This window comes from Larkinella harenae (genome assembly GCF_054780515.1).
This window is the reverse complement of record NZ_BAAGWE010000002.1, coordinates 194811-216895: the sequence shown is the minus strand read 5'-3', so window position 1 is coordinate 216895 and position 22085 is coordinate 194811. Positions and strand designations below refer to the sequence as shown.

The 22085-nt window shown below is 51.5% G+C and carries 18 protein-coding genes and 1 riboswitch; of the genes, 14 read left to right on the top strand and 4 right to left on the bottom strand.

What is annotated here, in order from left to right; translation table 11 throughout:
* Positions 1-3: 3 nt before the first annotated feature.
* On the bottom strand, positions 4-333 hold the full coding sequence (locus ACYVH9_RS12270) for a HesB/IscA family protein (RefSeq protein ID WP_460636647.1): 330 nt from the start codon (positions 331-333) through the stop codon (positions 4-6).
* Between the two features lie 173 nt (positions 334-506).
* Between ACYVH9_RS12270 and ACYVH9_RS12265 the strand changes: the two genes are divergently transcribed.
* Complete coding sequence (locus tag ACYVH9_RS12265; RefSeq protein ID WP_460636646.1) at positions 507-1031, top strand: DUF7935 family protein; 525 nt, start codon at positions 507-509, stop codon at positions 1029-1031.
* Positions 1032-1034: 3 nt separating this feature from the next.
* On the opposite strand, the gene ACYVH9_RS12260 is transcribed toward ACYVH9_RS12265, so the two are convergent.
* Positions 1035-1907 carry a beta/alpha barrel domain-containing protein gene (locus ACYVH9_RS12260; RefSeq protein WP_460636645.1) on the bottom strand — a complete coding sequence of 291 codons (873 nt, stop codon included), beginning with the start codon at positions 1905-1907 and terminating at the stop codon, positions 1035-1037.
* 203 nt (positions 1908-2110) lie between these two features.
* On the opposite strand from ACYVH9_RS12260, the gene ACYVH9_RS12255 reads away from it, so the two are divergent.
* The 3 genes from ACYVH9_RS12255 to ACYVH9_RS12245 all read left to right on the top strand — a co-directional run bounded on the left by ACYVH9_RS12255 (position 2111) and on the right by ACYVH9_RS12245 (position 8093).
* Positions 2111-4528: an endonuclease MutS2 gene (locus tag ACYVH9_RS12255; RefSeq protein ID WP_460636644.1), complete on the top strand. Its 2418-nt coding sequence runs from the start codon at positions 2111-2113 to the stop codon at positions 4526-4528.
* 128 nt (positions 4529-4656) lie between these two features.
* Positions 4657-7200, top strand: a complete 2544-nt coding sequence (locus ACYVH9_RS12250; RefSeq protein WP_460636643.1) for a YfhO family protein — start codon at positions 4657-4659, stop codon at positions 7198-7200.
* A gap of 167 nt (positions 7201-7367) precedes the next feature.
* Positions 7368-8093, top strand: a complete 726-nt coding sequence (locus ACYVH9_RS12245; protein WP_460636642.1) for a molybdopterin-dependent oxidoreductase — start codon at positions 7368-7370, stop codon at positions 8091-8093.
* On the opposite strand, the gene ACYVH9_RS12240 is transcribed toward ACYVH9_RS12245, so the two are convergent.
* Positions 8090-8995: a S66 peptidase family protein gene (locus ACYVH9_RS12240; RefSeq protein WP_460636641.1), complete on the bottom strand. Its 906-nt coding sequence runs from the start codon at positions 8993-8995 to the stop codon at positions 8090-8092. The two genes, ACYVH9_RS12245 and ACYVH9_RS12240, sit on opposite strands and share 4 nt — an antisense overlap.
* A 293-nt stretch (positions 8996-9288) precedes the next feature.
* Between ACYVH9_RS12240 and ACYVH9_RS12235 the strand changes: the two genes are divergently transcribed.
* The gene (locus tag ACYVH9_RS12235) at positions 9289-10269 is read left to right on the top strand and encodes a glycosyltransferase family 2 protein (protein ID WP_460636640.1); all 981 of its coding nucleotides are present in this window, start codon (positions 9289-9291) and stop codon (positions 10267-10269) included.
* Complete coding sequence (locus tag ACYVH9_RS12230; protein WP_460636639.1) at positions 10260-11054, top strand: polysaccharide deacetylase family protein; 795 nt, start codon at positions 10260-10262, stop codon at positions 11052-11054. Before ACYVH9_RS12235 ends, ACYVH9_RS12230 begins: the two co-directional genes overlap by 10 nt.
* Before the next feature lie 457 nt (positions 11055-11511).
* Here the strand turns inward: ACYVH9_RS12230 and ACYVH9_RS12225 are convergent, their stop codons facing one another.
* Positions 11512-11838 (bottom strand): DciA family protein, encoded by a 327-nt coding sequence (locus ACYVH9_RS12225; protein ID WP_460636638.1) that lies wholly within the window; start codon positions 11836-11838, stop codon positions 11512-11514.
* A 327-nt stretch (positions 11839-12165) separates the two neighbouring features.
* Between ACYVH9_RS12225 and ACYVH9_RS12220 the strand changes: the two genes are divergently transcribed.
* From ACYVH9_RS12220 to ACYVH9_RS12185, 8 genes are all read left to right on the top strand, one after another.
* Positions 12166-13644 carry a Gfo/Idh/MocA family protein gene (locus tag ACYVH9_RS12220; protein ID WP_460636637.1) on the top strand — a complete coding sequence of 493 codons (1479 nt, stop codon included), beginning with the start codon at positions 12166-12168 and terminating at the stop codon, positions 13642-13644.
* Positions 13645-13883: 239 nt separating this feature from the next.
* Positions 13884-14002, top strand: a riboswitch (SAM riboswitch).
* Between the two features lie 246 nt (positions 14003-14248).
* A complete protein-coding gene (locus ACYVH9_RS12215; protein ID WP_460636636.1) occupies positions 14249-15553 on the top strand; it encodes an O-acetylhomoserine aminocarboxypropyltransferase/cysteine synthase family protein in 1305 nt (434 codons plus the stop codon).
* 101 nt (positions 15554-15654) lie between these two features.
* Positions 15655-16701 (top strand): homoserine O-acetyltransferase family protein, encoded by a 1047-nt coding sequence (locus ACYVH9_RS12210; protein ID WP_460636635.1) that lies wholly within the window; start codon positions 15655-15657, stop codon positions 16699-16701.
* 293 nt (positions 16702-16994) lie between these two features.
* Complete coding sequence (locus tag ACYVH9_RS12205; protein WP_460636634.1) at positions 16995-18134, top strand: ROK family transcriptional regulator; 1140 nt, start codon at positions 16995-16997, stop codon at positions 18132-18134.
* A gap of 196 nt (positions 18135-18330) precedes the next feature.
* Positions 18331-19629, top strand: coding sequence for an acetylxylan esterase (locus ACYVH9_RS12200; protein WP_460636633.1), 1299 nt, complete (start codon positions 18331-18333; stop codon positions 19627-19629).
* 93 nt (positions 19630-19722) lie between these two features.
* Entirely contained in the window at positions 19723-20619 is an 897-nt protein-coding gene (locus ACYVH9_RS12195) for an SAM hydrolase/SAM-dependent halogenase family protein (protein WP_460636632.1), read from the top strand.
* 70 nt (positions 20620-20689) lie between these two features.
* The gene (locus ACYVH9_RS12190; protein ID WP_460636631.1) at positions 20690-21208 is read left to right on the top strand and encodes a hypothetical protein; all 519 of its coding nucleotides are present in this window, start codon (positions 20690-20692) and stop codon (positions 21206-21208) included.
* Between the two features lie 91 nt (positions 21209-21299).
* Positions 21300-22082 (top strand): M48 family metalloprotease, encoded by a 783-nt coding sequence (locus ACYVH9_RS12185; RefSeq protein ID WP_460636630.1) that lies wholly within the window; start codon positions 21300-21302, stop codon positions 22080-22082.
* Positions 22083-22085: the final 3 nt, after the last annotated feature.

Below are 22085 nucleotides of genomic sequence, written 5' to 3'. Positions count from 1 at the left end.
GATTTATTTTACGTCGTGTGAGTCCGTCTGACCCGGTTTCTGAACTGTGAAACCGCGTTCATTATCCGTATTCTCGTAGCCAACCTCAACGCCCAATACGTAAAGAAGGTGTTTTTTGTCAATAATCACCCGGATGGAATCCACGTCGAAGATTTCATCCGCCTGACTAGGCAGGTCAAAGCCCAGTAGCCATGATGACCCGCATCCGCCCCCGCGAATGCCGACCCGTAATCCATAAGTGTTTGGAATTTTGTTGGCCCGGAATGTGTCCTGAATCTGCGCCCGGGCTTCTGGGGTTAATCGAACAGGGTTTTCAATCGTATCAAGAAACATACTAGGTAAAAATTCCGTTAGCTGACTGAAATTTACAAACTTTGCCTCACAATATAGCCAACCGCTGGCAGTTTTCAGGATATGATGATTCGTTTGCCGGTGATGAACGGCAGCAAGGGCAGTAAACCAACAACGAATACCTGGAATATGAGCAGCGGTTTTGAAAATCACATATGGACCTTTTTGCGGATTTACTGAAATTATTGATTCCGGCGGGGCTGGTTTTGTACGGAATGTACCTGACTGTCAAGCTGATGCTGGAGCGCGAAGCCGAAAAAAATCGCGTTGAGCTTAAAAACCGGTATGCCAGTGACGTTACGCCCCTGCGGTTGCAGGCGTATGAACGCATGGCGTTGTTTCTGGAACGAATTTCCCCCAGCAATCTGCTGCTGCGGTTAAGCGGGGAGACCACGCTGGCGCTGGAGTTTCAGCAACTGTTGCTGCGCGAAATTCGGGAAGAATACAATCATAACGTGTCCCAGCAGATTTACATGAGCCAGGCCGTCTGGGAAGAAGTTCAGAATTCGATGAACGAGATGGTCACACTCATCAATGAAGCTGCCGGTGAAATTGCTCCCGATGCGCCCGCGCTGGACTTGTCGAAAAAGATTTTTGACAAAATGATCCAGAAAAATACCCAGCCAACGGCAGCGGGTCTGAAAGCTGTCAAGGACGAAGTGCAAACGGTTTTTCTCTGACCGCTAAAGCCCCGAAGCCCGCGGACCGAGAATATCGGACGATAGCGCCAGGGCGCTGGCTAGCTGAACAGAATCCAGGTGGAGCGAGAAGCCTTCTTGATGGAGAACGTCAACGATCTGCTCCGTGGGCAGATTGCCCGTCAGAGCGTCGGACGCCATAGGACAGCCGCCAAAACCGCGCAAAGCGCCATCCATTCGTCGGACGCCCGCGCGCGCAGCCGCCCGGACTTTTTCAGCCACCTGCTCAGGTCGGGAGTGCAGGTGAGCCCCAAACTCAATGGTTGGAAAAGTGTCGAGCAAATACCGAAACAGGTGCTCAATCGCTGCGGGGGTAGATGAACCGACGGTATCGGAGGGGGCAATGATTTGAACGCCGAGCCCCTGCAATCGCTCCGTAAACTGCCCCACCACTTCGGGGCTGTAAGGATCGCCGTAGGGGTTTCCAAAGCCCATTGACAGGTAAACGACCAGTTGTTTTTGCCGGTTGATGCATAAAGTTTGAATGGTCTCTACTTCTGCAAACGCCTGTTCGATGGTCTTGTTGGTGTTGCGCCGTTGAAACGTTTCCGAAACCGATAGCGGAAACCCCAGGTACTGGATTTCGGGGTACGAAACCGCCTGTTCGGCTCCGCGCTGGTTGGCAATGATGGCCAGCAATTGGGTGGTCGTATGGGTCAAATCCAGCGCGGCCAGTACCTCCGCCGTATCGCGCATCTGCGGGATGGCTTTGGGAGAAACGAAGCTCCCGAAATCGAGCGTATCGAACCCAACCCGCAACAGGGCATTCAGGTACCGGATTTTGTCCGGAGTTGGGATAAAGTCGTGCAATCCCTGCATGGCATCGCGCGGGCATTCAACCAGTTTAAACGGGCTCATGTGACAGGAGAAAGGAATCAGTTAACGGTATAACAACGTTTTTGGGGATTCGTCTCGGCTGATTGAACCGAAATTGACTTTCGTACGTAATTTTGCGGTTTTTCTGAAAAACAGATTTCAAGCGCATAGAACTGCCGACGCGCCGTTGGTGTTATTTTAGGTACGGGCTAAAGGTCCGTCGTAACAACAAGAACATTTAGTAAATGCTTTACCCTGATTCATTCGAACAAAAATTAGGTTTCGATAAAATCCGCGACTTGCTCCGGGAGGCTTGTTTAAGTCCGCTGGGGCAATCGTATGTCGATAAAATACGGTTTTCCAATCATTTTCAGCTGATTGATAAAATGCTGCGGCAGGTTGCCGAGTTTAAAACCATCGTGCAGTATGAATCGGAATTTCCGGCGGCCAATTACCTGGATATCCGTCCGCAACTGGCTAAAATCCGGATTGAGGGCATCATGCTGACCGAGCCGGAGTTTTTTGATTTGAAACTTACGCTCCGCACCATTCAGCAATGCCTTCGGTTTCTGGCATCGAAAGAAAAAGAAAGTTTTCCGTACCTGGCCGAACTGGCTGATGCCGTGACGGTTGACAAAAAGCTGACCGATGCCATTGAGCGCGTCATCGACGACCGGGGGCACGTGCGTGATTCGGCTTCACCGGATTTGGCCAACATTCGCCGACGGATCATCAGTGAGCAGGCTGGTTTGCGCAAAAAGATGGATACTATCATGCGGAGCGCCCGGCAACAGGGCTGGATGCCCGATGATATTTCGCTCACCATTCGGAATGGCCGGGTGGTAATTCCGATTGCTGCGGAGCATAAACGGCGGCTGAAAGGCTTCATCCACGATGAATCGGCGACGGGGCAGACGGTTTTTATCGAACCGGCGGAGGTCTTCGATACCAACAACGAAATCCGCGAGCTGGAATATGAAGAACGGCGCGAAGTGGCGCGTATCCTGCGTGAGCTGACCGACACAGTTCGGCCTTTTCTGCCGGATCTTCAGCGTGCAACCACGTTTCTGGGCCTGATTGATTTCATCCGGGCCAAAGCTAAACTGGCCCTGGAAATCAATGCTGAAATGCCGAAGCTCGTGAATCAGCCCTTGGTTGACTGGCTCCAGGCCCGGCATCCGCTGTTGCAGTTATCGTTTCAGAAACAAGGCAAAAAAGTGGTGCCATTGAACCTGTTGCTGGATCAGAAGCAGCGCATTCTGATTATATCGGGACCGAACGCCGGGGGGAAATCCGTGGCGCTGAAAACCATTGGTTTGTTGCAATATATGGTACAGTGCGGGTTACTGATTCCGGTGGTAGAAGGCTCGACGGCGGGCGTATTTCAGAATCTCTTTATTGATATTGGTGATGAGCAATCGTTGGAAAATGACCTGAGTACCTACAGCTCGCACCTGACCAGCATGAAAGCGTTTGTGACGTTTGCCAACCGAAAAACGCTGTTTCTGATCGATGAATTCGGAACCGGAACCGAACCTGGTTTGGGCGGGGCCATTGCTGAAGCTATTCTGGAAGAACTAACCCAATCCGGGGCGTATGGAGTGATCAATACGCACTATACCAACCTGAAACTATTCGCGGACAAAACCACGGGGCTAGTCAATGGCGCGATGCGTTTTGATGGCGAACATTTGGAGCCCTTGTATGAGCTCGAAATTGGCCGTCCGGGTAGTTCGTTTGCGTTCGAGATCGCTTCAAAAATTGGATTACCCAAAGCGGTGATTGAGCGGGCGAAGGAGAAACTGGGATCGCAGCAGGTGAACCTCGAAAAACTGCTGAAAGAACTGGACATCGAGAAGCGGGTTTTTGCCGAAAAAAATATGGAAGTCGGTATCAATCAGCGCAAACTGGCTCAGCAACTGGCCGAAACCAACGCGCTCAAAACCCGGCTCGATAACGACCAGAAACGGCTTTTGAACGAAGCCAAGCAAAAAGCAAAAGCCCTGGTGGCCGAGGCAAACCAACGGATCGAGAATACCATTCGGGAGATTAAGGAAAACAAAGCCGAACGTGATATGACGCGGCTGGTGCGGCAGGATTTGGAGCAATTCGAGAAAAAAGAACTTCGGCAGGAAGTGTTGGTGGAAGATGTAAATCAGCCCAAAACCGATAGCGAGGAGTATTTGCCCGATAATACTGCCATAGCCGTGGGCAGTTTTGTGCGGATAAAAGGCCAGGCCACGATTGGGGAAGTACTGACGTTGCGGGGCAAAGACGCCGAAATCCGCATTGGCGATTTGAAATCCACCATTAAACTGAACCGTCTGGAGAAGGTGAGCCGCAAGGTTTATCGCGAAGCCGTGGGCGAATCGAGCCGCCCCAAAATACACGGTATCGATTTGAACGAGAAGATGATGAATTTCAGCTTCAACCTGGACATCCGGGGGAAACGGGGCGAGGAAGCGATGGTGGATCTGGATAATTTCATCAACAACGGATTAATGCTTGGCTACGCCGAACTTCGGATTGTACACGGTAAAGGCGACGGTATTTTGCGAACGCTTGTGCGGAATCACCTGCGCACGTTCCCTCAGGTCGTTTCCATGCAGGATGAACACGCCGACCGGGGCGGGGCGGGGGTAACGGTGGTGAAACTGTCGTAAACCGCCGGGCGGCTCAGAACGCCAGTAACTGAAAAAGTGGCGGGTGGAGTTTTCGCCGTGTTGGAAAAAACCGTTTCTTTACCCGTTATTTTAAAAGCTGCTCTGCGCTTCGCATTCAAACCGAAAGTATGAATTTCAAACGCGTCCTTCCCCATTTAGTTGCCGTCATCGGGTTTGCGGTATTAGCTATTGTGTATTGTTCGCCCGTACTGAAAGGCAAACGATTGAACCAGCATGACATTATTCAGTCTATTGCCGCCGGGCGCGAAGTGGTGGATTACCACAAAGAAACCGGTGAATGGGCCTGGTGGACCAACAGCATGTTTGGCGGAATGCCCGCTTACATGATTTCCGGCGATTACCCCACCAGCCTGACGCATAAACTCGGTCAATACATCAACCTGCTGTTGCCCGATCCGGCCAATTACATCTGGCTCATGATGGTGGGCGGTTTTGTGCTGATGCTGGCACTGGGGGCCAACGTCTGGCTTTCGGCGGTAGGAGCGGTTGCCTACGCGTTTATGTCCTACGACCTGTTGAGCCTGGAAGCCGGTCACGTCTCCAAAATTCTGGCGCTGGCCTATGCCCCTGGTATCCTGGCTGGTGTGATCATCGCTTTACGGGGCCGCTACCTCGCTGGGGCAGCGCTGACGGCCTTGTTTCTCGGGCTGGAACTCTACGCCAATCACGTTCAGATTACCTACTATCTGGCGTTTGGTATCATGATTTATGTCTTGATCGAAAGCATTGCTGCGATTAGGGAAGGCCGTGTGCGGCAGTTGGTGCTGGCACTGTCGTCGCTGGCGGTGGCGGCTATTCTGGCCGTTGGTACACACACAACGCGGCTCTGGAATGCTGCCGACTACGTAACGGTATCGACCCGCGGCAAATCAGAGCTGACCATTACGCCGAAAGCGGGACCCGGCGCGCAGCAGGCCCCCGCAACCACTACCCCCGAAGACGGCCTGGGCAAAGACTACGCCTTTCAGTACAGCTACGGGATTGGCGAAACGTTTACGCTGCTGATTCCAAACTATGCGGGTGGTCCTTCGGTGGGATCATTGACTACCAATTCCGAGACTTACAAAAAAATGGTTGGTATTGGCGTCGATCCATCGATGGCGCAGCAGTTTGTACAGGCCCTTTACCTGTATCACGGAAACTTGTATAGTCAATCCGGCCCGGCCTATGCGGGGGCCATTGTTGTGTTTCTGTTTGTGCTCGGTTTGCTCATTGTTCCCGGTCGTCTGAAATGGTGGGCATTAGGCATTACCTTCCTGTATATTGCCTGGGCGTGGGGCAAAAACTTTCCGGCACTCAACTACACATTCTTCGACTATTTTCCAGGCTTCAATAAGTTTCGGGCTGTCACGATGACGCTCAACCTGGCTCAGATGACCCTGGTGATGCTGGGGATTCTGGCCCTCGTCCGTATCAGCAACAAAAATCTGACGTCCGAGCAGTTGAACCGTCCCTTGCTGATTAGTCTGGGCGCTACGGCTGGTTTGGCGCTGCTCATGGCGTTGGCTCCCACGGTTTTCCAAAGCTTTCAAGGTGGCAGGGACGAGATGTTGGCTAGTGATTTAGAACGAGGGCTGCAAAATAAAAACCTTGCTGAGCAAGTCATGGCGGCTATTGTTGACGACCGCATCAGCATGCTTCGTTCGGATGCGTTCCGGTCGGCTATTCTGATTTTGCTGGTGGGTGGATTGATCTGGCTGTTCGTGCGGAACCGCATCAAGCCGGTCGTCTTCTACCCGGTTCTACTGGCGCTGGTTATCTTTGATCTGTTCGGCGTGGACAAACGGTACTTCAACAACGACGATTTTGTAAACAAACAGGCCATTCAGGAAACGGTTTCGCCGACATCCGCCGATGAGCAGATTCTGGCCGACAAAGCGCTCAACTACCGGGTGCTGGATCTGACGACGAGCTTCATGAGCGATGCCAAAGCGTCCTACTTTCATAAGTCGTTGGGCGGTTATCATGCTGCCAAAATGCGCCGGTACCAGGAATTGGCCGATTTCCAGATTTACCGCAACTTGCAGGAACCTCAGACGTCGCCGAACAGTTTCAACGTCATTAATATGTTGAATACGAGGTATTTCATCACGCAGGCACAGGGCGCAAGTCCTGAGCAACAACAGGCACCGGGGCCACCAATGGCTGTACCCAATCCGGGCGCGCTTGGTAATGCCTGGTTTGTGGTGGATTATAAACTGGTTCCGGACGCCAATGCCGAAATGCGGGCGCTGGATAGCCTGGATACGCGCCGGTCGGCGGTGGTCGATCAGCGGTTTGCCGAGCAACTCAGTGGTCTGAAAATTCAGTCGGATTCGGCGGCCAATTCCATCCGCCTGACCAGCTATAAACCCAACGAACTGACGTACGAAAGCAACGCCACCAGTGAGCAGCTGGCGGTTTTCTCGGAGATTTACTACAACGTCCGCGACGAGTGGAAAGCGACCATCGACGGCAAGGAAGTGCCGCACCTGCGGGCGAATTACGTACTGCGGGCTATGCGTGTTCCGGCCGGAAAGCACACCATTGTGTTCAAATTTGATCCGGTATCGATTCGGGTTGGAAAAGTGGTTGATCTGATTTGCTCGTTGTTAATTATTGCCTTTATCGGTACCGCGATTTTTATCGAAAACCGGAAGAAAACCGTATAAATCAAGGCCATCAAGTTAAGCCAGAACCGGGGAGCTTCACTCTTCCCGGTTTTTCTTTTTTGGCAGAGCGAATCCGTTATTCTATCCGCTCCGTATGCTTTTCAATTGCTTATTTGGTCCATAAAACCAGAATGATTTACTTGTTGTTACACTCCAAACTAGAAACCATGGAACCAGAAGAAACCGCACCAGAGTCCGACAAACTCGACCGCATCGTGGAAGCCCGCATGAAGCTGAAACGACGATTTGAAGAAGCCATGCAGAACACGCCCTCAATGGCCGACCGGCTCGATGGGCCCAACAAACCGTTGGGTTCCGGGCCGCCCAACCGCCACGGTATGCCAAAGATTCCCAAAAGTCAGACGGTTACGAAAAAATGGCCGGTGCTGGATTTAGGGCATCACCCGAACATCCCATTAAGTAAATGGCAGCTGGCTATCGACGGGGAGGTTGAGCACCCGATCCGGCTGAAATGGGCCGATTTTATGGCGCTTCCCCAGACGGAGGATGTCAGTGACTTCCACTGCGTTACCACCTGGTCGAAGCTGGATGTGCCCTGGGTGGGCGTGCGGCTGGCCGATCTGGCAGCTCTGGTGATGCCCAAGGAAACGGCTACGCACATCATGTGCTACGGTTTTGACGGGTATTCTACCAACCTGTCACTGGAAGAAGCACTCAAGCCGGACGTTTTACTCGTGCATACGGCGGAGGGGAAACCGCTTCCGCTGGAACACGGCGGGCCGTTGCGGATGATTACGCCCCAGCTCTATGCCTGGAAAGGCTCCAAGTGGATTAAACGAATCGAGTTTCTGGCCGGTAATCGACTGGGTTTCTGGGAGGAGCGGGGGTACTCCAACACTGCCTATCCCTGGCGCAATGACCGGTACAGCTAAAACCGTAGACTGGCCCCGTCGCTGTGAACCGTTAGCTCGGCTTCCTGCCCAATGGGCATCGCAAGGTTGCGCGGAACGTGACCAACCGGAAAATCGAAGCAGACGGGAAAGTCAAAACCGGCAACATGCTCGGCAATGATTTCGTTGACGGTTTTGCCAAACGGTGCCGATTCGTTGATGCGCATTTCGGTAAACTGCCCCACGATCAGGCCCGCTAAATGAGCCAGTCGTCCGGACCGACGAAGCTGAATCATCATACGGTCAACGGAATACAGCGTTTCATCAATATCTTCAATAAACAGAATTTTGCCTGTCAGGTCCACGTCAGATGGGGTGCAGAGCGTATGAATCAGCAGCGCCAGATTGCCCCCCACCAACTGGCCATGAGCCCTACCAGCGCGGTTTAACGGCTGGGCTGGGCTGGTATAAGGCTCAACCGTTTCGCCAAAAAGAAACCGTCGCAACGTTTCGACGGACTCCTGCACGCCCTCCTGCCCGAAGAGCTTGGGCATAATGGCGTGTAGGCTTTGAACCCCCATGCGGTGCAGATGGCAATGAACGACTGTAATGTCACTAAAACCGATAATCCACTTCGGTTTTTGCCGAAAGTGCGTAAAGTCCAGTTTGTCGAGAAGGCGGTAACTGCCGTATCCCCCGCGGGCGGAAAAAATGGCGTGGATATCCGGGTCGTTCAGCATCTGTTGCAGGTCATTGCCGCGCACGAAATCATCTCCTGCAAATTGAAAGTAGCTACTTGTCAGCGATTTTCCTTCAACAACCTCCAGCTGCCAGTCATCGCGCAGAATCCGGAAAGCGGGTTCGAGGGTTTCGTAATCCAGTCGGCTGGCCATTGCCAGCACGGCTACCCGCTGGCCCGGTTGTAAAGAAGAAGGACGTATCAAGTTTGTATACAGTTTTAGCAGTTCTGAATCCCTTCTATTTTTGAAGAAATGCTGCTATTGAAATCAATGATCAAAATTTTGTCACCTCCGGTATACATAAGAGAATCAATTAGTTAAGCCCTAATTTTTTTCTAATCATTTTTTAATCTGTGCTAACTGATTGATACTGTCGGATTTGCGCTGCATTCCGGTTGGTGGCGGAATTTACCTACTTGAGCTGGCTGCGAAAATACTTATTATTGTTTCCGTTAGTTTTTTGAGTGCGCTACCATCTCTAGGAACACAAAGATAAGATGCCGACTGTATTAATGAACCCCCATACTGGCAAAATCAGTATTGTCGTTCCGGCTTACAATAAAGAAGAGAATTTACCGGTTTTAGTGAATCGTCTGGAAAGCGCATTGAGTCCGTATGAGGACTGCGAAATCCTGATTGTTGACGACGGCAGCAGCGAGAATACGTGCTACGTTTTGCCGCAGTTGAGCACGTTCTATTCCACCCTTCGTGACCTGTCGCTTTCCCGGAATTTTGACCATCAGGCAGCTTTGTGGGCGGGGCTTGATCATGCAACCGGCAGCTGCGTAATTTGCCTCGATGCTGATTCGCAACATCCGCCCGAACTGATTCCGGCGCTGGTTGAGCAATGGCAGGAAGGCTGCGATGGGGGGGGCGCTATTCGAGAAACCGACCCAGCATTGCCCCTGTTAAACCGGACAATATCCCGCTGGTTTAATCAGTTTATCCGCCGGGTGGCCGCCGTGAAGCTGGAAGACGGGGCCACCGATTTTCGATTGCTTGATCGGAAAGTCGTAGAAAGCCTGGAACAATACACGGAAACCGGTTTGTTCTGGCGCGGTATGATCCGCTGGATGGGGTTACGACAGGGGCGAGTCGACTACCAGCCAGCTCAGCGTTATGCCGGAAAAAGCAAGTATTCGTTCCGGAAAATAATCAACCTGGCCATGATGGGCATTACGTCGTTTACGACCAAACCGTTGTACCTGTCGGTGCTGCTTGAATTTAGCGTGTTTTTGTTTGCCGTACTGTTTGGGTTCGAGGTGCTCTGCGAAAAATATTTCACCATCAATACGGTTTCGGGCTGGACCACCAGTGTGCTCATGATTGCCCCGGTTGGCGGTATTCGATTTATTATGGTGGGAATCAATGGCATGTACCTCGGGAAGGCGTTTCAGGAAGTAAAACACCGGCCAACGTATTTGATTCAGGAGTCAAATTTGGCCGATAAAATTAATAGCGTTAAGACATGGAGCTGATCAATCGTCAGATTCTGTTTACAGTCGATGTTGAAGAGTTCGATACGGCCCTCGACTATGGCCATAACCTGTCGCTGAACGAACAACTTATCGTTTCGACGCGGGGTACGCAGCTATTGGCAGAATTGCTGGCGGTTCATAACATCCGGGCTACCTTGTTTACCACCGCCAATTATGCCTTTCACGAAGCCGCTTTGGTCCGCAAACTGGCGCAGACCCACGAAATCGCTTCGCACGGTTATTACCATGCGACTTTTGAGCCCGCCGATTTGCTAAAATCGCGCCGAACGCTGGAGTCGATCACCGGCCAACCCATCGTCGGTTTTCGCCGGGCCCGGATGGGTGAGGTGGACGAAAATGATCTTTTTCAGGCTGGCTATCGGTATAATTCATCGTTGCACCCCACGTTTCTGCCCGGGCGGTACAACCACTTGCGAAAACCGCGAAAACCGTTTGTCAGCGGAGGTATTCTGCACATTCCTGCCTCGGTAACACCCCGGCTACGGCTGCCCCTGTTCTGGCTGAGCATGAAAAATTTTCCATTGGACATTTACCAGCGGTTGTGCCTGCGCACCCTGCGCACCGATGGCTTTCTGAATCTCTACGTTCATCCCTGGGAGTTTACCGATTTGTCGGCTTACCACCGGATTCCGGTTTACATCCGGCGTTATTCTCACCAGCGTCTGCTCGACCGTCTCGATAAATTGCTGCATTTTCTGGCGGAACACGGCGAGTACGGGACCATGAATCAATTCGCCGACGCCTATTTAACGGTTTCTTCATGAGATTTTACAGAGGCTTACGATACCGCGTTTGGTGACGTTGTCTATCGTTACTGTAACGGGGCCGTACTGGCTGGGCTCCATCAATAACTACCTGATGTTCTCAAAGTCGATCCATAACCTGCTGTTAAACAAGAGTATCTACGGTTTACAGCCCGATGTTTGCCTGGCTGATGGGGCATTTTTAGTCGCTGCCGATTGGAGTTGGTGTATTTTTCTGGAATTTGATCAATGCCGTTATGCTGGCGGTGGGCGTCTGGTATTATCTGGAAGGTGAAGAAAACGCCAACCGCAAACGCTGGATTGCGCTATGATTGTGTTTGCGTCGCTGTCGCCCTCCAATTTATTTCCGCCCGCGATCCGAGAGTGATTTTGTTGTTCCGTACCGCGTTAAGGCCGTTGGCTGTGTCTTGATCTGGCTACGTTTGCAATGGCAACTGTGGTGGCAACCGGTAGAAAATCAGATGAAAATAACGTCTTCAACTACATCGGTGCCCATTTCGCGGTTGATAAGCTGAATCATCTTCTGTTTGGCAATGACCAGCTCGCTACGGAGCGGAGCCGAATTGATTTCGATGTGCAGGACGCGGTCCCGGACGTAAAGCCGGTTGGTACGGGAGGCAATTGCTTTGCCCATCATTTTTTCCCAGAACGCTTCGAGGTAGGTTTCGTTAAACCGGGTCTGGAGTTGATACGACTTCAGCATATGGCCGATGGCATCCTTCAGCGCAACGGCTCCGGCACGACGGGAAGCGTTTTCTTTGTCAAAGCGATAATACTGGGCCATATACGAAGGTGTCTTGACACAAAGGTAACGAACGACCTGACGGAAAGACAAACCGTTCCCGGAAAAAATTTCGATCCAATCTTGCGCGATTCAGAATGCGAAAACCGTTTAGTAAACGGTATATATAGGATGCTTTCTAAGTAAATCGACTGAAGCTCAGGTTGATTTTTGCGTCACAGAGGCATCCTGGGCCGGCAAAAAAACGCTGCCAGCCCGGATGGAAATTAAAAAACGTGAAATGCTGGGCCAAGCATTCGTTTTTTCCGGTAGAACTTCCCTATTTTGAACTTTATTTGTATTGATTTACCCATAGTCCTTATCTGATTTATGCAATCTCCAGAAAAACCGTCGCAGACATCGCGTCGCAAATTTATTCAGGCCGGAGCCCTGGCCGCTGGTAGCTTCTTTATCGTGCCGCGCCACGTTCTGGGCGGGAAAGGTTTCATTGCACCGAGCGATAAACTGAACCTGGCCGCAGTAGGCTTTGGTGGTAAAGGATCCAGCGATATTAATAATTCCTTCAACAACGGAGCTAACAACGTTGTTGCGCTGTGTGACGTAGACTGGGGGCTTCCTCGCGTAAAAGAGAATTTTGCAAAGCACGAAAAAGCCAAACGATACAAGGATTTTCGTGAGATGCTCGAAAAAGAAGGCAACACCATCGATGCCGTGACGGTTTCAACCGCCGATCACACGCACGCCGTGGTGGCGCTGGCCGCCATGCAACGGGGCAAGCACGTTTATGTACAAAAACCGTTGACCCACAACATCCACGAAGCACGGCTGCTGACCGAAGCCGCCCGGAAATACAAAGTGGTGACCCAGATGGGAAACCAGGGCTCATCGAACCCGCAGCAGAAAACGATGGTGGAGTGGTTTGATAAAGGATTGATCGGAAAAGTGCACGAAATCCAGATTTGGACCAACCGCCCCGTATGGCCGCAGGGGATTCCGGTGCCACAACCCGCCGGCGAACCATCTGCCGACCTGGATTGGGACCTGTGGTTAGGACCCGCCCAAAAAGTAGGCTATACGCCCGCCTATCACCCGTTCAAATGGCGCGGCTGGTGGAACTTTGGCGCAGGAGCGCTCGGTGACATTGGCTGTCACATCATGGATATTCCGTTCCGGGTTCTGGGGCTGGGCTACCCCACCGAAGTGGAAACCAGCATCAGCGCGGTGTTCCTGAAAGACTGGACGCCGGAATACAACCCCGAAGGTTGTCCGCCAGCTTCCCACGTCGAATTGAAATTCCCGGCTTCAGCGAAGAATAAATCAGACGTGAAAATGGTTTGGTCCGACGGTGGTATTCGTCCGTTCCGGCCGGATTTTCTGCCCGCCGGTGAGGCCTACCCCGAAGGCGGTGAAAACGGTATGTTCATGATCGGTGATAAGGGGCTGATTGCCTGCGGTATGTACGGGGATGATCCGAAGCTGTATACCAAAGACGGCAAGAAAGTAGAAGCGCCCGCAAAGCCGAAACCTGCCGACGGAAAACCCTGGCCGGAAAATGGTCACCAGATCCTGTGGACTGAAGCCTGCAAAGCCGGCTTCAATAGCAAAGAACACAAAGCATTGACGTCGTCGTTCGACTTTGCCGGACCGCTGACCGAGTCGGTTCTGATGGGCAACCTGGCTATTCGCAGTTATATGCTCCGTACACCGAAAGCCGACGGGAAAGGCTTTACTTATCCCGGTCGTCAGCGCCTGATGTGGGATGGTAAGAACATGAAGATTACCAACTTTGACGAGGCTAACCAGTTTGTGTCGCGGCAGTACCGGGATGGCTGGAAGCTCTCGATCTAAGGCTAAGTAGCCACCGTTGCGTATTTTTTGAGGTGGCTTATTGACCGAAAACCTTCTATTTCAGTGCCTTTTAGCGCTGAAATAGAAGGTTTTCGGCATTTAAAGGCAATGCTATTGTTTGCAGTATCGGCTAAAAAATTTGCAGCAACGGCCTTCGTTCGCTATACTTGCGGCTCAAATCAAGTTTCCACTCAGATTCGGAACACGCGAATCTTTGCTGCAACATTCCCGTTGCGCTTGATTTATAAAGAAGAGGCAAGAGACCGGGCTCGGTGAACCTCTGGCAACCTGCCGCGCGGCAAGGTGCTACATCCCGCCTACGAAATCGCTCCGGCGGCTTCGATAGGAAATATAAATCGAACAGACACATGATTAACTTTCGTTGTTGTATGCCCCGGGGCGGGCAACTTATTTTACACACTCTACGCAAACCGACAACCGGGAGAGGATGCCGGCTACGGGCTGAATGATCAATTCTTTCCGAGCGCACCGTTTAGGTCACTCATGCGCAGCAACCAGGTTGCCGGTGAGTCAGCGTGTCGGCGCGATTTTTTCCTTTTAGCCTTCCTTTCGTTCCAAAAATCCATAACTAAATTAATTCATCATGTCAGCATCATTGCATTTTGAGACGCTGCAATTGCACGCAGGACAAGAGCCTGATCCCACCACCAAATCGAGAGCTGTTCCCATTTATCAAACGTCTTCCTACGTGTTTGATAACGCCGATCATGGGGCCAAACTGTTTGCTCTACAGCAGTTTGGTAATATTTACACCCGGATCATGAACCCCACCACCGATGTGTTGGAAAAGCGGGTGGCGGCACTGGAAGGCGGGGTAGCGGCTTTGGCGGTAGCTTCCGGACAGGCAGCCCAGTTTGTGGCTTTGAACAATATCCTGAGCGCTGGAGACAATTTTGTAACCACCTCTTACCTCTACGGGGGAACTTATAACCAGTTTAAAGTTTCCTTTAAGCGGCTGGGGATCGAAGCTCGTTTTGCCGATGGGGATAAAATAGAAAGCTTTGAAAAACGGATCGACGATAAAACGAAGGCCATTTATCTGGAGACCATCGGGAATCCGGAGTTTAACGTGCCGGACTTCGAAGCGTTTGCGGCTCTGGCGCAGAAGTACGACCTACCGTTGATCGTTGACAATACGTTTGGGGCCGGTGGCTACCTGTTTCGGCCCATCGAACACGGCGCAGCCGTGGTAGTGGAGTCGGCTACAAAATGGATTGGCGGCCACGGCACCAGCATTGGGGGAGTCATTGTCGACAGCGGTAATTACAACTGGGGAAATGGAAAATTCCCGCAGTTTACTGAACCGGCGGAAGGGTATCACGGTCTGGTTTTTAACGATGTATTTGGCATCGGCGGACCGTTTGGCAACATTCAGTTTATCATCCGGGCCCGGGTTGAAGGGCTGCGCGACTGGGGTCCGGCCTTGAGTCCCTTTAACTCGTTCCTGTTTTTGCAGGGAATCGAAACCTTGTCGCTGCGGGTCGACCGCACGGTTCAGAATGCCCTGGCTCTTGCGCAGTGGCTGGAGCAGCATGAGCAGGTCGAAAAGGTTTACTATCCGGGTCTGGAGAGCAGTCCGTACCATGAGTTGGCCAAGAAATACCTCAAACGAGGCTTCGGTGGCGTGTTGACGTTTAAGTTGAAAGCGGGCAAGGAAGCCGCCGATCGGTTTATCGATAGCCTGAAGATGATCAGCCACCTGGCCAATGTGGGCGATTCGAAGACGCTGATTATTCACCCAGCAGCCACTACGCACCAGCAGTTGAGTGATGTGGAACAGGCCAGTGCCGGGGTCGTGCCGGGTCAATTGCGTTTGTCAGTGGGTACCGAACACCTCGACGACATCAAAGCGGATCTGGAGCAGGCTTTTGCCGCCATTAACGCATAATATGTAGCTTACGGTTTCCGGTTTATGGTTTTCGGCGGGTCAGCTTGCTTTGGGAGTGATGCCAAAAACGATAAACCGGAAACCGACAATTCTTTTTTCGATTGGAAACCAAGGTTTTTGACTATAAATATACCTTCCCCGTTGAGTCGGGCGCGGCTTTGCCGGGCTTGCGGTTGGTGTATACGACCCGTGGAACGCTGAATCGTAATCGTTCCAATGTTGTATGGATTTGCCACGCATTAACGGGTAATGCCGACCCGGGTGACTGGTGGGCGGGTATGGTCGGACCGGGGAAATTTTATGATCCGGCAAACTATTTTATTATCTGTGCCAATGTGCTGGGTTCCTGTTACGGTTCAACCGGGCCTTTGTCTATCAGCCCGGTTACGGGGAAGCCTTTTTACCACGACTTTCCGCAGGTAACCATTCACGATATTGTCAAGGCACTGGATTTACTGCGGCAGGAGCTGGGTATTGAACAAATCCAGACCTGCATTGGCGGATCATTGGGCGGGCAGCAGGCGCTGGAATGGGCCATTCAGCAACCCGGTCTTATCCAGAACCTGATTCTGATTGCGAGCAATGCCGTGATGTCGCCTTGGGGAATTGCCTTCAACGAATCCCAACGGATGGCCATCTGTGCTGACCCGACCTGGCTGGAAAACCGCGACGATGCGGGCCGGAACGGAATGAAGGCTGCTCGGGCCGTAGCGTTATTGTCGTACCGCAATTACGATACGTACGGGTTTACTCAGGCTCTGGATAACAACGAACAACTGGACCATTACAAGGCTTCCAGCTATCAACAGTACCAGGGCGAAAAACTCACCAACCGTTTCAACGCGTATACGTACTGGATCTTATCGAAAGTGATGGATTCGCACAACGTAGGGCGCAACCGTGGTAGCATCAGTCGGGCACTCGAGCAGGTTACCTCGCGGACGCTGTCGGTTGGTATCAAGTCGGATATTTTGTTTCCGCCGGTTGAGCAGAAAACCCTGGCGCGGCATATTCCGGACGCTCGCTACGAAGAGATCGACTCCTTGTATGGGCACGACGGTTTCCTGATTGAAACCAAACCGCTTACCCAGATCATCCGAAACTGGATGGATGAGCGAAAAACAGTACTAAATACAGATTCGCTATAACACAAAATCGATTCCAATAAGGCATAAGTAAATACCGCGCTTTCTACCTCTTTTACCTACATTCACTTCCTATCCGAAACGGTTTTTGTGAAGGTCGCAGGACAAAATTTGCTGTTTTGTAAATAATTTAATAAAATCGCACTATTAATAAATTATTTTAATAATATCCTGCCAGAATTCACTCCTTTTCATCACATAGGTTTAATGAATGCTATACTTTTATGGAGGTAAACGATACGGTTTCTATCGTTGATAGAAAGAAAAGCCGTCTTAAACGCGGTATATTGAAAGAAATGTATCGACTTGGCTCCCAGACGCTGTCTCAGCTAGCGAAGGCGTTACACGCCAGTGTTCCTTCTATTACAATGCTTATCGATGAGCTTGTGACGGAAAACTGGGTCCAGGAAATCGGAATCGGAACTGCTCAATACGGTCGAAAGCCCGCTTTGTTCGGTCTGCGGGCTGGCAATCAGGCCATTGTTGTCATCGATATCAGCGTTCACGATATCAAATTGGTTGTTTTCGATCTCACAAACCGGGTCCTGGATCGGCTGGATGTCAACCTGCGTTTAGAAGACTCCGTTGCTTTTCTGGACGCCTTGCGCGAACCACTGGCGGAAATTGCCGAACGCATCCGGGAAAAAGACCTGCAAATCATCGGTGTCGGCTGTGCGTTGCCGGGGCTAGTTGATCCTAAAACTGGAATCAACTACACGTATAAAAACCTGAATCACCGGGATGAATCCCTGCAGCAACTCCTAACCTTTAGTTTCAATGCGCCCGTTTACCTGGTCAACGATACGAAGGCAACCATTCTGGGCGAGCACCGATTTGGACTGGCAAAAGGCAAAAACCACGTTTTGTCCATCAACATTGATTGGGGCGTTGGGTTGGGTGTTATCGTCAATGGGGAGATTTTGCAGGGACTGGCCGGATTTGCGGGCGAGCTGGGGCACATTCAGTTGCAGGCCGACGGCGAGTTGTGTTCGTGCGGAAAAGTGGGTTGTCTGGATACCCTGACTTCGGCGTCCTCCCTGGTTCGTCGGGTGAAAGCGGGTTTGAAAGAAGGACGGGTTTCTAAACTGGCTGAAGAAAATTTTGAGGAAATCGACGTCCAGATGGTAATTGATAAAGCCAAAGCCGGTGATGAGCTGGCCATCGATTTGCTCAATGAAGTGGGGAGCGAACTGGGAAAGGGCTTGTCCATCGCCGTGCATCTGTTCAATCCCGAACTGATCATTGTCAATGGAGTGGTGGCCAAAGCAGACCGACTCATTACCCGGCCCATTGAGCAGGCCATCGACAAATATTGCCTGGCTGATTTTCGGAATAAGCTGGTGATTGCGGTTTCACAACTGGGCGAAATGGCCAAATTGTGCGGTACGCAGGCGTATGTGGTGCAGTGTTTACTCGAATACGAAGAAATTCCGTAAGCCAATCGGTACGTCAAGCCAGCACAACGAAAGTGCTGCATACTTTTTCAAAACACCCCATTCCGGTATTGTAGCTGGAATGGGGTGTTTTTATGGGTACGAACGAAAATGAAAGTTAATGCCGTCAGACAGGTAGAGAAAGGCATTTTTCGACTTACCAGAAAAAAAATGAATAACCTTTCAAGCCTATTTCCTGATGAAAAGAAATCTCCTGCTGGTCTATTTGTATCTGCTTATTGTGGTAGGTGCCGTAGCCCAACCCGCCGAACGACCCATTAAAATTGTTGTTGCCCCCGATCATACCGACTGGTTATACCGACCCGGTGAGTCGGTGAAATTTACCATATCGGTGCTGCAAAACGGCAACCCCATCAAAGGAACTAAAATCCGGTACGAAATTGGCCCGGAAAAGATGGAGCCCACCAAACAGCAAACCGTTACGCTGGCCAATGGCAGTACTACCATCGATGGCGGCTCTCTGAAAACGCCGGGTTTTTTGCGTTGTGTAGCAACGGCAGAAATCAACGGCAAAACCTACCGAGGGCTGGCTACAGCCGGCTTTAATCCGTTGCAGGTAGCGCCAACGGTTGATAATCCAGCTGACTTTCAGGTGTTTTGGGACAGCGCGAAAGCGGAGTTGAGTCGTATACCGCTCGATGCCCGCCTGACATTGCTGCCCGAACGTTGCACCGAGAAAGTTAACGTCTACCACGTCAATATTCAGAATTACGCCAACTCTCGCTTGTACGGTATCCTGTGTGTACCGAAGCAGGAAGGCAAATATCCGGCGTTGCTACGGGTGCCGGGAGCGGGTATTCGGCCGTATGGTGGTAATATCGCTGATGCCGAGAAAGGAATGATTACGCTGGAAATAGGCATTCATGGCATTCCGGTCAATTTGGATCCTGCCGTTTATCTGAACCTGGGGGCCGGGTCGCTGAGTGGTTACATGATGTTTAACCTGGACGACCGGGATCGGTATTACTACAAACGGGTGTATCTCGGTTGCGTGCGAGCCAACGATTTTCTGGTAAGTTTGCCGCAGTACGATGGCAGTAGCCTGGCGGTTACGGGTGGTAGTCAGGGCGGAGCGCTGTCGATTATTACGGCGGGGCTAGACAACCGGGTGAAATGGCTGGGCGCTTACTACCCGGCGCTGTCTGACATGACGGGCTATCTGAAAGGACGGGCGGGTGGCTGGCCGCATTTGTTTACGAGCAAGGCACTGGCGTTTACCAATACACCCGCCAAAATCAAAACAGTGGCGTATTATGACGTGGTCAATTTTGCCCGACTCGTCAAAGTACCCGGCTATTATTCGTGGGGATTCAATGATGAAACCTGTCCACCCACATCGATGTACGCTTCATACAATGTCATTACGGCTCCCAAACAACTAAAATTGTACGAAGATACGGGCCACTGGACCTACCCTGAACAAACCGAACTGATGACGACCTGGCTGGTGCAGCAGTTGAAAGGAACGAGTAAATAACAGGTTACGGCATTCAGTTTACGGTGCTGACGCATTTCTATTAGCAGGTGTAGCACCGCAAAATGAATGCCGTAAACGGATTGCTATAGTATCATGAAACATAAAACCGCTCTGCTGATGCTCTATGGCTGGTTGCTGGCCGGTGGGCTGTGGGCGCAAAATGGCGTATTGGTTTTTCAGTCTGATTTTGGGCTCAAGGATGGGGCGGTTTCGGCCATGAAAGGCGTTGCTCTCGGTGTGTCGACTAACCTGAAAATTGTTGATCTGACGCACGAAATACCGCCGTATAATATTTGGGAAGCGGCCTATCGGCTGTTGCAAACGGCACCGTATTATCCGCAGGGAACGGTTTTCGTTTCAGTCTGTGATCCGGGCGTGGGTACGGAGCGAAAATCGGTGGTGTTGCTCACCCAGTCCGGTCATTATGTTGTCACGCCCGACAACGGAACCCTGACGCTCATCGCCGAAAAGCTGGGAATTCGGGAAGTACGCGAAATTGATGAAGCTGTAAACCGATTGCAGAACTCCAACGAATCGTACACGTTTCACGGTCGCGACGTGTATGCGTACACGGGAGCCCGGCTGGCGGCCAGGGAGATTACGTTCGCTCAGGTCGGAAAACGATTACCCGCCGAGGTGCAAAAAATTCCGTACCAGCCTGCGGTTTTCGACGGAAACGTCCTGAAAGGAACCATTCCGGTACTGGATGTACAGTACGGTAATGTTTGGACTAATATTGGCAAAAACCTTTTTACGCAGCTGGGTGCCAAAACCGGGGAAACAGTACAGGTGCGGATCTTCTACAAAAATCGCCGAAAATATAATCGGAGGGTGTTGATAGTCAATACCTTCGGAGAGTCAAAAGAAGGAGAGGAGGTGGCTTATTTTAACAGCCTGCTGAATTTCTCCGTGGCAGTCAATATGGGTGATTTCGCCAAAAAATACGAGATCTCCAGCGGTCCCGACTGGCGGATCGAAATCAGTAAATAGTGGTAACGGTTTCTTTCGTTACTTCAAAAAGGTTGCTGCAATCTAATCCGAAAATTGCCGTTATGGACATATGCCAACCCGGTTTTTGTTCCTTTTGGTGCTGATTGGTGTTCAAGTGCAGGCTCAATTTGTTAAACCGTATGAATCACCGCGTCGGTGGTCCACCACGGTCGAGCTGGGTGGCCTGAGTCCTATCGTTTCCCTTAATCTGGAGTACGTACCACTGCGGCCTCAAGCCCACTTCTGGGTAATTCGGGGCGGAGTGGGTACGATGTTTACCCAGTACAGTATGCTGACTATTCCGCATTCGGTTTCGTTCAATTTCTTACTCAATCCGAACCCCCGAAGCTGCCCACCGCCCGTTGGGTTCCGTAAACGCTGGTTTCTGGAAGTGGGCTGGGGAGGAACCGCATTCGTACGCCCTTTGGTCAAAGAAGACGGTTACCGCTCATCGCCGATGGTGGGTGTGCGGCACTATTTTACGATCAATCAGGAGCGAACAATCGCTTTTCTGAAAGCACAGTTGACGCCTTTTATTCTGAATAAGTTTGGCCTCTGGGGCGGGGTTGGATTTGGTGTGGTTATCTGAAAATTGCATCATGTGGGACCTGACGTAAGAACTTTTCGTTACTTTTTAGTTTAGTATACGACTAAACTAAAAACCATTTACACCTGATACTATGCGCTCCCGAGCAACTCGAATCATCATTGGGTTGGTAATGGCCCTAGTGGCCGTTTTTACCTATTTCACGAACACCCAGGAAAACCCCGTGACGGGTGAGAAACAGCACGTCAGCATGACGCCCGAGCAGGAAGTGCAGCTAGGGCTCGAAAGTGCTCCACAGATGGCCCGCGAATTTGGTGGATTATACCCGGACGAAAAAGTGCAGCAGTCGGTCAAGCGTGTCGGTCAGAAGCTGGTCAACGCAACCGATATCAAAAACAGTCCGTACCAATTTGACTTTCACGTGCTGGCCGACAACCGGACGGTGAACGCCTTTGCGGTGCCGGGTGGACAGATTTTTATAACGGCTGCATTGCTCGACAAACTGAAAAATGAAGACCAGCTGGCGGGAGTGCTGGGCCACGAAATTACGCATGTCATCGGCCGACATTCCGCCGAACAAATGGCCAAGCAGCAACTCACGCAGGGGCTGGCGGGAGCAGCCGCCATCGCCACGGAAGACCCTAACTCGCCGGGCCGGAATGCGGCCATCGCGGCTTATGTAGCCAATTTGATTGGCCTAAAGTACGGGCGCGACGATGAGATCGAATCCGACCAGTTAGGGGTTCGCTGGATGGCCGAAAGCGGTTACAAACCCGAAGCGATGATTGATGTGATGGAAATACTGAAAGCCGCCGGTGGCCCAAATCGTCCCTCCGAATTCATGAGCAGCCACCCCGATCCGGATAATCGGATTGAGCGGATTAAGGAGGCCATTGCCAAATACAAGGGACAGTAACAG

Excerpts from the sequence above, each read along its gene's own strand:
- ACYVH9_RS12230 (WP_460636639.1), top strand. The coding sequence starts at position 10,260 with ATGGAGCTGATCAATCGTCAGATTCTGTTTACAGTCGATGTTGAAGAG.
- ACYVH9_RS12195 (WP_460636632.1), top strand. The coding sequence starts at position 19,723 with ATGAAACATAAAACCGCTCTGCTGATGCTCTATGGCTGGTTGCTGGCC.
- ACYVH9_RS12245 (WP_460636642.1), top strand. The coding sequence starts at position 7,368 with ATGGAACCAGAAGAAACCGCACCAGAGTCCGACAAACTCGACCGCATC.
- ACYVH9_RS12190 (WP_460636631.1), top strand. The coding sequence starts at position 20,690 with ATGCCAACCCGGTTTTTGTTCCTTTTGGTGCTGATTGGTGTTCAAGTG.
- ACYVH9_RS12185 (WP_460636630.1), top strand. The coding sequence starts at position 21,300 with ATGCGCTCCCGAGCAACTCGAATCATCATTGGGTTGGTAATGGCCCTA.
- ACYVH9_RS12255 (WP_460636644.1), top strand. The coding sequence starts at position 2,111 with ATGCTTTACCCTGATTCATTCGAACAAAAATTAGGTTTCGATAAAATC.
- ACYVH9_RS12205 (WP_460636634.1), top strand. The coding sequence starts at position 16,995 with ATGTATCGACTTGGCTCCCAGACGCTGTCTCAGCTAGCGAAGGCGTTA.
- ACYVH9_RS12215 (WP_460636636.1), top strand. The coding sequence starts at position 14,249 with ATGTCAGCATCATTGCATTTTGAGACGCTGCAATTGCACGCAGGACAA.
- ACYVH9_RS12265 (WP_460636646.1), top strand. The coding sequence starts at position 507 with ATGGACCTTTTTGCGGATTTACTGAAATTATTGATTCCGGCGGGGCTG.
- ACYVH9_RS12260 (WP_460636645.1), bottom strand. The coding sequence starts at position 1,907 with ATGAGCCCGTTTAAACTGGTTGAATGCCCGCGCGATGCCATGCAGGGA.
- ACYVH9_RS12225 (WP_460636638.1), bottom strand. The coding sequence starts at position 11,838 with ATGGCCCAGTATTATCGCTTTGACAAAGAAAACGCTTCCCGTCGTGCC.
- ACYVH9_RS12250 (WP_460636643.1), top strand. The coding sequence starts at position 4,657 with ATGAATTTCAAACGCGTCCTTCCCCATTTAGTTGCCGTCATCGGGTTT.
- ACYVH9_RS12200 (WP_460636633.1), top strand. The coding sequence starts at position 18,331 with ATGAAAAGAAATCTCCTGCTGGTCTATTTGTATCTGCTTATTGTGGTA.
- ACYVH9_RS12270 (WP_460636647.1), bottom strand. The coding sequence starts at position 333 with ATGTTTCTTGATACGATTGAAAACCCTGTTCGATTAACCCCAGAAGCC.
- ACYVH9_RS12235 (WP_460636640.1), top strand. The coding sequence starts at position 9,289 with ATGCCGACTGTATTAATGAACCCCCATACTGGCAAAATCAGTATTGTC.
- ACYVH9_RS12220 (WP_460636637.1), top strand. The coding sequence starts at position 12,166 with ATGCAATCTCCAGAAAAACCGTCGCAGACATCGCGTCGCAAATTTATT.